At 36.5% G+C, this 12,400-nt stretch carries 10 protein-coding genes and 1 pseudogene; 8 read left to right on the top strand and 3 right to left on the bottom strand.

Annotated features, from left to right (window positions below):
- Nucleotide 1 precedes the first annotated feature (1 nt).
- The 3 genes from AC1DEF_RS11420 to AC1DEF_RS11410 are packed head-to-tail and all read right to left on the bottom strand — an operon-like array spanning nucleotide 2 to nucleotide 1,787.
- Complete coding sequence (locus AC1DEF_RS11420) at nucleotides 2-1,138, bottom strand: zinc-dependent alcohol dehydrogenase (RefSeq protein ID WP_013056472.1); 1,137 nt, start codon at nucleotides 1,136-1,138, stop codon at nucleotides 2-4.
- 18 nt (nucleotides 1,139-1,156) lie between these two features.
- Nucleotides 1,157-1,525, bottom strand: a complete 369-nt coding sequence (locus tag AC1DEF_RS11415; protein WP_013084321.1) for a spore coat protein — start codon at nucleotides 1,523-1,525, stop codon at nucleotides 1,157-1,159.
- Nucleotides 1,526-1,541: 16 nt separating this feature from the next.
- Nucleotides 1,542-1,787: a hypothetical protein gene (locus AC1DEF_RS11410; protein ID WP_013056474.1), complete on the bottom strand. Its 246-nt coding sequence runs from the start codon at nucleotides 1,785-1,787 to the stop codon at nucleotides 1,542-1,544.
- Nucleotides 1,788-2,024: 237 nt separating this feature from the next.
- Between AC1DEF_RS11410 and AC1DEF_RS11405 the strand changes: the two are divergent.
- From AC1DEF_RS11405 to AC1DEF_RS11370, 8 genes and pseudogenes are all read left to right on the top strand, one after another.
- Nucleotides 2,025-2,330 (top strand): annotated as a pseudogene (locus AC1DEF_RS11405) (low molecular weight phosphatase family protein); the annotation flags it as partial.
- Between the two features lie 326 nt (nucleotides 2,331-2,656).
- A complete protein-coding gene (locus AC1DEF_RS11400) occupies nucleotides 2,657-5,644 on the top strand; it encodes a substrate-binding domain-containing protein (RefSeq protein WP_097825073.1) in 2,988 nt (995 codons plus the stop codon).
- Nucleotides 5,619-6,329 carry a LytR/AlgR family response regulator transcription factor gene (locus AC1DEF_RS11395; RefSeq protein ID WP_097825072.1) on the top strand — a complete coding sequence of 237 codons (711 nt, stop codon included), beginning with the start codon at nucleotides 5,619-5,621 and terminating at the stop codon, nucleotides 6,327-6,329. The genes AC1DEF_RS11400 and AC1DEF_RS11395 overlap by 26 nt, the downstream gene beginning before the upstream one ends.
- A gap of 193 nt (nucleotides 6,330-6,522) precedes the next feature.
- Nucleotides 6,523-7,524, top strand: coding sequence for a LacI family DNA-binding transcriptional regulator (locus AC1DEF_RS11390; RefSeq protein WP_097825071.1), 1,002 nt, complete (start codon nucleotides 6,523-6,525; stop codon nucleotides 7,522-7,524).
- Between the two features lie 352 nt (nucleotides 7,525-7,876).
- Nucleotides 7,877-8,698, top strand: a complete 822-nt coding sequence (locus tag AC1DEF_RS11385) for a sugar phosphate isomerase/epimerase family protein (protein WP_097825070.1) — start codon at nucleotides 7,877-7,879, stop codon at nucleotides 8,696-8,698.
- Between the two features lie 131 nt (nucleotides 8,699-8,829).
- Nucleotides 8,830-10,011: a levoglucosan dehydrogenase gene (locus AC1DEF_RS11380; protein ID WP_097825069.1), complete on the top strand. Its 1,182-nt coding sequence runs from the start codon at nucleotides 8,830-8,832 to the stop codon at nucleotides 10,009-10,011.
- Nucleotides 10,012-10,193: 182 nt separating this feature from the next.
- Complete coding sequence (locus AC1DEF_RS11375; protein ID WP_097825068.1) at nucleotides 10,194-11,372, top strand: Gfo/Idh/MocA family protein; 1,179 nt, start codon at nucleotides 10,194-10,196, stop codon at nucleotides 11,370-11,372.
- Nucleotides 11,369-12,328, top strand: coding sequence for a sugar phosphate isomerase/epimerase family protein (locus AC1DEF_RS11370; RefSeq protein ID WP_477727372.1), 960 nt, complete (start codon nucleotides 11,369-11,371; stop codon nucleotides 12,326-12,328). The genes AC1DEF_RS11375 and AC1DEF_RS11370 overlap by 4 nt, the downstream gene beginning before the upstream one ends.
- The last annotated feature ends 72 nt before the right edge of the window (nucleotides 12,329-12,400 follow it).

The following is a 12,400-nucleotide window of genomic DNA, read 5'->3' as shown; positions in this document are numbered from 1 at the left end:
TTCAAGGTTTTAACAAGACTTTTATACAATTATCCATTTTGGTGTCAAAAATCTCATAGCCACGCTTTGCTTCACTAAGTGGAAGTACATGACTCACGACATCTCCTGGATCAATTTTTCCGGTCGAAACTAATTCAAACATATATGGCATATAGTGAATCACAGGTGCTTGTCCAGAGCGAATATTGACGTTTCGGTTCATAATATCTCCCATTGGGAATCCATTATATTTGCCACCGTAAACGCCTGTAACTTGGATTGTCCCGCCCTTACGTACTGCTTGTGAAGCCATGATAAACGCACCAAATGCTCCGCCCTGCAGTTTCATTCCACTCGCAAGGAACTCCATATCAGTCATTTTAGCGTCCATACCAACTGCATCAATGACAACATCAGCGCCGCCCTTCGTCATTTCTTTCAAATGCATTCCTGCATTTTCAAAATGTTCGAAATTTACAATTTCAACTTTGTTGGTACGTTTGGCGTGTTGCAAACGATAATCTACATAATCTACGGCAATGACACGCTTTGCTCCTTTTAGCCAACAGAATTTTTGAGCAAAAAGACCAACGGGACCACAGCCAAGAACAATAACTGTGTCTCCACCCTTTACGCCTGCATTGTCAACACTCCAATAACCAGTAGTCATTGCATCGGCAATAACTGCTAACTTTTCATCTGGTTCTTCACAAGTCTCTGGAATTTTGAAATGAGTAAAGTTTGCAAATGGTACTCTTAAATATTCAGCTTGCCCACCTGGATAGCCACCCGTCGTACCAGAATATCCGAAATAGGCACCCATATCACCATTATCATTGGAATTATCACATTGGCTTTCTAAATGGTTTTTACAGTAAAGACATTCACCGCATGCTATATTAAAAGGAATAATGACACGATCTCCCTTTTTTACCTTCGTCACATCTGGACCAACTTCTTCGACGATTCCCATTGGTTCATGGCCAATCACATAGTTTTCTTGCAGGTTAGGAATCATGCCATGAATTAAATGTAAATCAGATCCGCATATAGCTGTACTGGTTACTTTAATAATCATGTCATCTCGTTTTTGAATCTTTGGATCTGGAACTTCTTTGACTACAACATTTTTAATGCCTTGATACGTTACTGCCTTCATGATAGATAGCCTCCAGTGTTAGTGTTCATCAGGTGTTCGGTCAAACAGACCTTTTCTATTGGTCTCAACAGGAAATAGATTCATTTTGCCAATCATCAATGTATTGTTGGCAGAAAGTTGGTCTAATTGATATTGTTCACTTAATTCGTATGGATGGAACCATTTTTTACTGATCATTAGTTCTGTAATTTCTTGGTGCATGGCAATTCCTTGCATTAACTGTTTTCGTAAGAGAGTTCTAACATCAGGTGATGCGGACTCCGTTAATGCGACTGCGATATTGCGAACACCTTCCTTGGCACGAAGAAGAAAGTCCATCGCAAATGTGGTATCTGCGAGCTCTGGTACGTGTAGCGAGTTTATAGGATCTAAATAGTCATGATTCAATGAATTTACCTCCTTTTTAATTTATTATTGGTGTTGGCCGGTTTTGAGGAACAGGGGCTTCAAAAGGTGCACGTTGATAAATTGCCTGTAATTCTCCCAGCGCTTGTATCGATTGTTCAACATCTTTTTGCATCAATGCTCTCAAATCATCATCAAATACAAGTCCTTGCATTAGTTTTGACTTCGCTAAGCAAAGGGTTTTAAAATTAATAACTTCATGTAGATCCAGTGACTCATGATCAGCTAATTTTTGAATATCCATTTCTGATTACCCTCCTTTTTACGTAAATACAATGTTATTGTTCCGAATATAGGAGGAAACATTCTATGATATTTTTTATGGGTGAATTATATTAAGTAGTTTTAACGTCTATATAATTCTGAAAATTCATTCATTTATAACAACTAGGACTGAACGCTTCGGTGGTCTTTTTCTTATTAGCTAACTGATAGGTTAGTTGAACAAGAACTCTTTTAATTACATCAAATTTTTTGATTTATTAAATATGGTATCGCAGAAGGTTACGCTAAACAGTATGAAGGGGAATAGGGGGAGATAAAAAGTTCTGGAATTGAAGCTCATGCTTTAAGTCCTAATGCCGTAAAAACAAAGAAAGAAGTAGGAATCGATATCTCAAATCAAACATCTGATGTAACCAACCATGAAATTCTTAATAATACTGCTTTAGTTGAGACACTATGCGGACACGCAGCAAAGCGTTGACCTGTATATTTTCTACATGTGAAACGAATTCACTCGGGCTTTGATGGCCCATCAAAAGTAGCAGGAACAGATGAAGAAAAATGTCATTCATAATTCCATGCTTTTATGTAATGCCCCATAGAAGGATTAACAACATAAATATCTTTCCTTTAAAAATATCAAAAAGACCACTCCCTGTTTTAATCCCTTCCTTATTTAAATAAAGGCGTGGCAGCCTCATGGGTAAGTATTGTTAGACTAATCAATATAGTGAAGCTTATAATAAGAAAAGTATAATTTGTAAAGCGATTACAATAATCATTAGAAATGAATAATTGGTTTCAAATTAATCTTCAAGAACTGTAAAGTAAGGGATTTACCATATAGAATCCATATTATATTTTTTTAACTAACTAGGGGCGAAACAAATGAAGGATTCCAGATATATTTCACAGCCAGGCTTTCCTGATACCGGAATGATCTTTAAGTTTGTACAAAAAAGTAACGAGTTTATTCATACTTTTGCCGAGGGAGAATTACTGTATAGATTGGGGTTTAATCGAGAAGATATTGTCGGAAAGACACTTCATGATTTTTATTGGAATGATATTGAAACTGCCAATTTGCTAAACGGTTATTACAAAAAAGCATGGGAAGGACAGTACATTGAATATGAAGGTGAATTTAAAGGTATCTATTATGTAATTTATTTAAGACCTTTATTTTATAAGGATAAAGTAGCTGAAGTAGTCGGAACTTGTGTGGACATTACTAACAAAAAGATTATGGAAGAGGACATTCTTCAAAAAGAACAAGAACGAAAATTAATGAATTCCTATGCATTCCAGCTTAGTTTGATTGATCGGTTAGATAGTGGAATTGCAGTAACAGATTGCAATAAAAAAATAAGGCTTTTAAATAGGAAATTTTACGAGCTTTTCCAGTTGAAGGGGGAAATTGCTTGCCATATTGGGATGTGCGCTTCGGATTTACATTATCTTTTTGATAAGGAAATTAATAAAAATAAGCTCGAAAACACAGAAAAACGAACAAGAACTACGAAAGAAATTAAAATAGATACAGGTATGACACTACGCTACAATTGTTTTCCTCTAAATGAGGAAAATGATTTTGTAGGCTACTTGTGGGAGTTTGAGAATATCACAGAACAAAAAAAAATGGAAAGAGTCATTATTCAGGCAAAAGAAGAAGCTGAAAAAGTGAACATGGCCAAATCAAGTTTTTTGTCTAAGATGAGTCATGAACTGCGCACGCCGCTGAATGGAATTCTGGGTTTTGCTCAACTATTGGAGATGGATGAATCTTTAAATGAACAACAGCGTGATTTTGTACAGGAGATTTTAAGTGGAGGAAGCCATTTATTAAGTTTAATTAATGATATTTTAGACGTGTCAAGAATAGAAACAGGAAATTTAAAAATTTCTATAGAGGAAGTTCATCTTCTAACTGTCATCAAGGAATGTATCAATATTGTACAACCATTGGCTAAGAAGAAGAATATCAGTATTTATAGCCAACTGGATCAATGGGAAAGTATGATCGTTCTTGCTGATCCTATACGTCTTAAACAAATATTGCTGAACCTACTTGATAATGCTATTAAATACAATCAAGAAAATGGAAAAGTTATCGTTTTCTGTCGTTTACAAGAGAATAAGCAGTATATTCATATCGTAGACACAGGTGTGGGTTTTTCTATAGAGGAATATACTAAAGTGTTTGTTCCATTTTATCGAATTGAAAGTACAAAAGAAGAAGGTACAGGCATTGGATTATCTCTAGTTAAACAGCTGGTGCATCTAATGGGAGGGGAGATTAATGTAACAAGCAATAAAGGAACAGGAAGTGAGTTTTGCTTTAGCCTTCCTCTTCCAAATGATTTAAAGACTGTCATACAATGGGGTGAACAAACTGAATTTCCTTCGACAAATAATAAGAAGGAAGATAACTACCGTTTGCTATATATTGAAGATAACGAATCCAACTTGCATCTAGTAAGTAACATCATTAAATCGCAGCCTTCTTATACGCTCTTATCAGCTCGTACAGGAAAAGAAGGAATAGAAATTGTAGCAAACGAAAAAATAGATTTGGTTCTTCTTGATATTAATCTCCCAGATATTAACGGATATGAAGTATTTGAAATTTTAAAAGCAGGCAAAGAAACGAAAGATATTGCTGTCATCGCTGTAAGTGCAAATGCAATGCCAAAAGATATTCAATATACATTGGATAAAGGCTTTGATAACTATTTAACAAAGCCCATTCATGTACAAGAGTTTTTGACAATCCTAAGTGAAACGCTAAACAATACAATTAATCAAAATATTCCAGACCATAAAATTTTAAGTACGGGACCACATGGAGAGGAAGCTGTCTCAGCAAAAACACTTCGATTATCTTTGGAAGAGATAAAAAAAATTAAGAAAAAGAAGTATAAGGCTGCTATTGCTATGCATTATACTGGAAGTGATTGGTCAAGGTCTCAATTGGAAGGAATGCAAACTACTTTTGAGAAAATGGGCATTGAGGTAGTAGCTGTGACAAATGCAGAATTTAAATGGAAAAAGCAAGTAGCTGACATTGAAAGCATTTTAGCCAAAAACCCGGATATACTGGTGAGCATTCCAGTTGATCCAGAATTGACTGCAAACGTATATCAAAAAGCGGCCCAAGCTGGCGTGAAGCTGGTGTTTATGGACAATACACCGAATGGTTTGCAGCATGGGAAGGATTATGTAAGTATTGTTTCTGCTGACAACTATGGAAATGGCATTGAATCGGCCAATATCATGGCTGAGAAATTAGATAGAAAAGGTAAGGTTGGGATTATCTATCATGATGCTGATTTTTTTGCAACCAAACAAAGAACGGAAGCATTTGAAAAAACTATAAAGGAAAAGTACCCTAACATTCAAATTGTCGATCGCAGGGGAATTACTGATTCGAATGATGGAGAAAAAGTGGCATCTGCTATGATTGCTGAACATCAGGATTTAAATGGTATTTTTGTTGTATGGGATGTACCGGCTGAAGGAGCTCTGAGGGCAACTCGTACGGCAAAAAAAAGCAATTTAGTCATTACGACAATGGATTTGGGTATGAATGTCGCCTTGGAAATTGCACAGGATGGACCTATTAAAGGGCTAGGTGCCCAGCTACCATATCAGCAAGGAGTCGCCGAAGCGATTCTAGCAGGGTATGCCCTACTTGGAAAACAAGCGCCACCTTATGTAGCCGTTCCGTCTCTAAAAGTAATGAAAGAAAATGTAATTGATGCTTGGCAGCTCGTTTATCATGAAGATGCTCCAGATATTATTCAAAATGTTGCGAAATCAAGAAACGCTAGGGAAAAGGGGGAACAACAAGATGAAAGTATTGATCGCAGACGATGATGTTACCTCAAGAAAATTGTTAAGGTACTTTATTGGAAGTTTATCCAAATATAAAATTGTCGGAGAGGCAGCCAACGGTGAAGAATTGATACACTATGTTACGAAAGAAAAACCGGATCTTGCTTTAGTAGATATCGGAATGCCCTTATTGAATGGGATGGAAGCGATTAAAGCATGTAAAGAACTTTTCCCGGCTTTACAAGTTATTTTTATTACGGGGCATGATGATTATGCACTTGAGGCATTCAACGTAAAGGCAGTGGACTATATTTTAAAGCCAATTGATAGAAATCGTTTATATGGTGCTTTAGAGAGAGCCTCCCAAGCGTCTATTTCACTAGTTGATAAAGAACATTCATTTAAAAAGGATTTAATGATTAAACAGCAGAAAAATATAATTTTTATTCCATTAGAAGAAATTATCTTTATTGAAAGACTTGATCGGAAATCTGTCATTCATACTAAAAATGGTAAATTCGAGACAAATGAAGCTTTAACTAGCTTGGAAGGTGCCGTTGATTCTAGGTTTATGATATCTCATAGATCTTATATTATAAATGTGGAACTTTTAACAAGAATCGAAGCAACGGGTCAAATGTATAAAGCCTATTTTAAAGATTATAAGGAAACCGCAAGGATTTCCAAGCATAAAGTAGACAATCTGCAAAGGTACAAATTATTATAAAACATGGAGCTCAGCAATAAGTGCTGAGTTTTTTTAATTTGTTGTTTTTTTGTTTATATGGATAAAAACAACGCTTAAAAGGAAATTTAAAGAGTTTGAATCTCAGGAAATGTTGTCTGAATCCAATTAGACAACATTTTTGTATGCGATTACAATTCTGTTATAGAGAAGAACAAGAAAAGAGAGTCGTAAAATGGTGCGAATAATAGATGTAGCAAAAAAAGCAAATGTTTCCACTGCTACAGTGTCAAGAGTACTAAGTAAACCTAACACTGTAACGGAAGAAACGACTGAGAAAGTATTACAAGTAATTAAAGAATTAAACTATCAGCCAAATGCATTAGCTCGTCAGTTAAGAACACTAGAAACCAAAACGATTCTAGTCATTGTACCTGATATAACAAATCCTTTTTTTTCTAAGGTACTAAGAGGAATTGAGTCTGTAGCCGTCATAAACGGATATCAAGTTCTGCTTGGGGATACGGGCAATGATTTGGAAAGAGAAAACGGGTATTTAAACATACTTCTCCAAAAAAAAGCTGATGGAATGGTTTTACTAACGGCAAGAATGAAATCGAAGCACATTGAGGAGATGGCTCTCAAATATCCTGTAGTTTTGGCATGTGAATATATAGAAGGTTCAGCCATCCCCACCGTTTCTATTAATAATATCAGTGGGGCTCAAAAAGCAACAGAATATTTGGTTAAGCTGGGACATAAAAGAATAGGATTTATATCAGGTCCTCTAGGTGGAGTGATAGGGCAGGATCGATTAAAGGGATTTTATCAGACAATGGCAAGATACAACCTTACAATTGAATCCGTTCTAGTGCAGGAGGGTAATTTCTCTTATGAAAGTGGTTTTAATATAATGACTCAATTTTTAGCTCTTAATCATCCTCCGACAGCTGTGTTTGCAGCCAATGATGAGATGGCATTTGGAGCTATAAATGCTATTTCTTCAAAAGGATTAAGTGTTCCACATGATATTTCCGTAGTAGGATTTGATGATATAAAATTTTCATCTATTTTCAAACCGACTCTTACAACCATCTCACAGCCAGCTTTTGAGATGGGCACGATGGCAATGAAATTACTTATAAAGTTGATGAATAAGGAAGAAATTGAAAGACATCAATATCTAATGGAAGATCAGCTTATCATACGTAATTCATGCTCAACACATATTTCATAAAGGAATAAGAGTTCTTTTGAAAATGTATCTGATGATTTAAATCTTCTTGTTTTTTTAAAATTAAGATGTAATCGATTACAAATGGTTGGGAAAAGAATTATTTAATATCCGATTAAAAAGGGAATTTTAGTTTAGATTTCTGATAAGTACAATCGAGTACAAGTACAGGTAGTAAAAACACCTTATTCTTATAAGAAATTTAAAAATATAGTCTTTGTCTACAATGCTTTGTAATCGATTACATGTATTTTGGTTCAATTATTTCTTATCTAAATAATCTAGGGAGGTGATGAAATCCAAGTATTAATACACCATGTACTCATAAGGAATCTTTAAAGATAGGGGAGTAACCATGAAACTAGGATATCAGACAAATACGTGGGGCGGGGTAGTAGGGCATCCTGCCGGAGTCACTTCGATAAAAGACCTTTATTACCTTGCAAATGGATCAACAGAAGAAGCTTTAAAAGATATTGCAGAAGTTGGATATAAAGGATTTGAAATGTTTGACGGAAATCTAATGGAATTTAAAGATAGAAAAGAAGAATTTAGAGCATTGCTGAACCGTTACTCTTTAGACTTTATTGGAGTTTACACTGGAGGGAATTTTATTTTCCCGGATATTTTGGAAGAGGAATTATTAAAAATTGATGAGGTTGCGGCTCTTGCTTCTGAACTAGGAGCGCAGCATCTAGTAATTGGCGGAGGAGCTATCCGTGCGAATGGTGTTTTAGAAAGTGATTACGCTGATTTAGGCAATGCTCTTAATCGAGTAGTAGTAATTGCAGAGAAATATAATCTTATTCCAAGCTATCACCCGCATTTAGGAACAAACGTAGAGGCCCCAGACCAGTTGGACAAATTAATGGCACTAACAACGATTAATTTATGTCCGGATACAGCGCATATCGAAGCAGGTGGAGGGAATCCGGTAGAAGTAATTAAAAAATATGCAGATCGCATTAAATATATTCATTTCAAAGATTATTATAATGGAGAATTTCTTCCTTTAGGAGAAGGACATCAAAAGTTTGATCAGATGATCCAAGTGCTGGATGGAATTGGGTATGATGAATGGCTTACAGTAGAATTAGATAGCTATAATGATCCGAAAAAAGGAGCAGAAATCAGCTTTAACTTCTTATTAAGTTTTGAAACGGCAAATAAGTCTTAAGGTCAAGAAGAAAGTAGCAGAGATAATATATTAGGAACTTGAAGCCTAATTTACCATAACGATATAGCAGATGTTATTTAAAAGATAGTAGATCGGAATAAATAGACTACTTTCATAGGAGGAGAATAAAAATGAAAAAGTTAAACGTAGGTATGATTGGCGGAGGATTTATGGGGAAGGCGCATGCACTTGCTTATGCAGGTATGCCAATGTTTTTTTGGCCGGCGCCAGCAATTCCTCAACGACACACAGTCGTTGATGTGACCGAAGAGTTAGCAAAAGATGCAGCGGAACGTTTAGGATTTGAAAACTATTCATCTGATTGGAGAAAGGTAGTAGAAGATCCTGAAATTGATATTATTGATATTGTAACACCAAATGACTCTCATGCAGAGATTGCCATTGCAGCTGCCAAAGCAGGTAAACATATCATTTCGGAAAAACCGTTAGCACGAACTGCAGCAGAAGCAAAAACAATGCTTGATGCAGTAAAAGAAGCAGGCGTTAAACATATGGTCGCATTTAACTATCGTAGAACACCAGCCGTTGCTCTAGCAAAAAAATATATTGAGGAAGGAAGAATCGGAAAGATTTTAAACTTCCGAGGTACGTACCTGCAAGACTGGTCTGCAGATCCTAACTCGCCTTTATCATGGCGCTTCCAAAAAGAACGAGCTGGTTCAGGTGCATTAGGTGATATTGGAACACATGTGATTGACTATGCAAGATATCTTGTGGGTGACATTTCAGAGGTAATGGCTGTTGCAAAGACATGGATTGGTGAAAGACCGATTCAAAGTGGTGTTGTAGATAAACTAGGAACTGTAAAAGCAGAAGCTGATGTACCAAAAGGTAAAGTTGATGTAGACGATGAGTTTTCAACTTTAATTAAGTTTGATAACGGCGCAGTAGGAAGTATTGAAGCGACTCGTAATGCCTGGGGTCGCAACAACTTCTTAACATTTGAAATTCACGGAGAGAAAGGTTCATTATACTTTAACTATGAACGCCGTGATGAGCTTCAAGTATGTTTCTCCGATGATCCAAGTGATAGCCGCGGATTCAGAACAGTTTATACAGGACCTGCACATCCATATGGAGAAGGTCTATGGCCAATCCCAGCATTAGGAATTGGCTACGGGGAAACAAAAATTATTGAAACATATGATTTTCTCAAATCAATCGCTGAAGATACAAGTGTATCACCAGATTTTGAAGACGGTTATCAGATCGCTGTTATTTCGGATGCTATCCTTGAATCAGCTGAAAAAGGTGTATGGGTTAATCTTACAGAAAATTTAGTGAAAGCTTAAATAATAGTTTAGTAGAGGCTAGTCCTAGTAGACTAGCCTTTATTAGAAATAGGGTTGTTGATTTGTGATTCGGTCAATAGAGAAAAGTCAACAAACGGCTATAAAGGTTTGAATTCTTTTTTGAGCTACTACGTAAGAAACAGAAATCATGGAAAATACAGTTTATTAAGGTGGAGAAAGAAATGGAAAAAATACAAGTTGGAGTTATTGGGACAGGATTTATTGGGCCCACTCATATTGAGGCTATCAGAAGACTCGGTTTTGTAGAAGTAGTTGGATTAGCAGAACATGGTCAGGAAGTAGCAGAACAAAAAGCGGTTGAACTTGGAATTCCGAAAGCTTATGGGGATTATCGTGACATGTTAAAAGACAGTGATATTCAAGTTGTTCATAACTGTACACCTAATCACCTTCACTTTCAAATTAATAAAGAAATTATTCAAGCAGGCAAACATGTGTTATCGGAGAAACCATTGGCTATGTCTAGTGAAGAGTCTGCCGAGCTATTGAAATTAGCTAAAGAGCACCAGGTCGTACATGGCGTAAACTTTAACTACCGCCAATTTCCGATTGTAAAACAATTAGAAACGATGATCAGAAACGGTGAGTTAGGGAAAGTCAACTTAGTGCACGGAAGCTATTTACAAGACTGGTTATTGTTCGAAACAGACTTTAATTGGCGTTTAGCTCCCGAAGTCGGAGGGAAATCACGCGCGGTAGCAGATATTGGTTCTCATTGGTGTGATACAGTTCAATACGTAACAGGTAAAAAAATTGTCGAAGTTTTTGCTGATCTAGCAACTGTTATACCAGTAAGAAAAAAATCTACTTCTCAAGGATCTACTTTTGGGGGACAAAAAGGACAAGAAGAAGTATATGAAGATGTTCCGATTAACACAGAAGACTATGCGTCTGTTCTTGTACGCTTTGAAGACGGGATAAAAGGCTTATTTACTGTGTCTCAAGTAAGTGCAGGGCGAAAAAATAGGCTAAGCTTCGAAATCGCTTGCAGTCAAAATTCTGCTTTTTGGAATCAAGAAGAACCAGAAAAGTTGTGGATTGGCTATCGAGATCAACCAAATCAAACTCTTCTTGCAGATCCTACTTTATTTAATCCTGAAGCAAAATCGTCCATTCATCATCCGGGAGGCCATAATGAAGGCTGGCCAGATGCGTTAAAAAATGGGTTGTTGAATTTCTATACATTTATTCGGGAAGGTAAAAACCCTTTAAGTGATAAAGCCACTTTCGCAACATTTGAAGATGGACATATGTCGATGTGCATTACCGACGCCATTTTAGCAAGTCATGAACAACAAAAATGGATGAAAGTGAAGGTAAAGCAGGAGGTACGTGCATGAAATTAGGGGTGTTTACAGTTCTTTATCAAAACTTACCTTTTGAAGAGATGCTGGACAAACTATGTGAAATGGGTGTAGAGGCCGTTGAATTGGGCACAGGCAATTATCCAGGAAACAGTCATTGTAATCCTGATGAATTACTAGAGAACCCAGAGAAATTAAAAAGATTTCAAGCTGCCCTTATAAGTAGAGGACTTACAATAAGTGGTCTAAGTTGTCATGGAAATTTACTGCATCCAAATAAGATGGTTGCCAAAAAGGCTCATGATGTGTGGAGAAAAACAGTTTTATTAGCTGAACGTTTAGAAGTGCCGGTGATTAATGGATTTTCTGGGTGCCCAGGTGCCAAAAATCCGAACTGGGTAACCTGTTCTTGGCCGCCGGAATATACGGAAATCCTAGATTGGCAGTGGAATGAAGTAGTCATTCCTTACTGGAAAGAGGAAGTGAAATTTGCAGAGTCACACGGTATCCATCAAATTGCGCTTGAAATGCACCCGGGTTTTGTTGTGTATAACCCTGAAACTCTCTTGAAATTAAGAGAACATGCTGGGCCAAGTATTGGAGCTAATTTTGATCCAAGCCATTTGATTTGGCAAGGGATTAATCCAGTAGAAGCCATTAAAAAACTTGGTCGAGAAGAGGCTATTTTTCATTTTCATGCAAAAGATACGTATTTGGATCAGGCAAATATTAGTGTTAATGGAGTATTAGATACAAAACATTACAGTGATACTTTGAATCGTTCGTGGACATTTAGATCCGTAGGATATGGGCAAAACGAAAAAGTATGGAAAGATATGGTGAGTGCGCTTCGCGCGGTAGGATATGACTATGTGATATCCATTGAACATGAAGATATGCTAGCTTCGTTAGATGAAGGATTAAGTAAGGCCATCTCTTTATTAAAAGGCGCACAATTTAAAGAACAATTAACTGAAATGTGGTGGGCGTAACAGTATATTTCCTATATGGTTAATGATAAATACTCGGTTGGGTATTTATCATTAACCATTAAAGAGAACCAT

It is taken from the genome of Priestia sp. 10L35, from assembly GCF_056395685.1.
The sequence above is the reverse complement of the archived record's forward strand: the minus strand, read 5'-3'. Positions and strand labels throughout refer to the sequence as shown.

Bases quoted from the DNA above. Each gene is read 5' to 3' on its own strand.
- AC1DEF_RS11385 (WP_097825070.1), top strand. From the start codon at position 7,877: ATGAAACTAGGATATCAGACAAATACGTGGGGCGGGGTAGTAGGGCAT.
- AC1DEF_RS11395 (WP_097825072.1), top strand. From the start codon at position 5,619: ATGAAAGTATTGATCGCAGACGATGATGTTACCTCAAGAAAATTGTTA.
- AC1DEF_RS11380 (WP_097825069.1), top strand. From the start codon at position 8,830: ATGAAAAAGTTAAACGTAGGTATGATTGGCGGAGGATTTATGGGGAAG.
- AC1DEF_RS11390 (WP_097825071.1), top strand. From the start codon at position 6,523: ATGGTGCGAATAATAGATGTAGCAAAAAAAGCAAATGTTTCCACTGCT.
- AC1DEF_RS11410 (WP_013056474.1), bottom strand. From the start codon at position 1,787: ATGGATATTCAAAAATTAGCTGATCATGAGTCACTGGATCTACATGAA.
- AC1DEF_RS11420 (WP_013056472.1), bottom strand. From the start codon at position 1,138: ATGAAGGCAGTAACGTATCAAGGCATTAAAAATGTTGTAGTCAAAGAA.
- AC1DEF_RS11375 (WP_097825068.1), top strand. From the start codon at position 10,194: ATGGAAAAAATACAAGTTGGAGTTATTGGGACAGGATTTATTGGGCCC.
- AC1DEF_RS11400 (WP_097825073.1), top strand. From the start codon at position 2,657: ATGAAGGATTCCAGATATATTTCACAGCCAGGCTTTCCTGATACCGGA.
- AC1DEF_RS11370 (WP_477727372.1), top strand. From the start codon at position 11,369: ATGAAATTAGGGGTGTTTACAGTTCTTTATCAAAACTTACCTTTTGAA.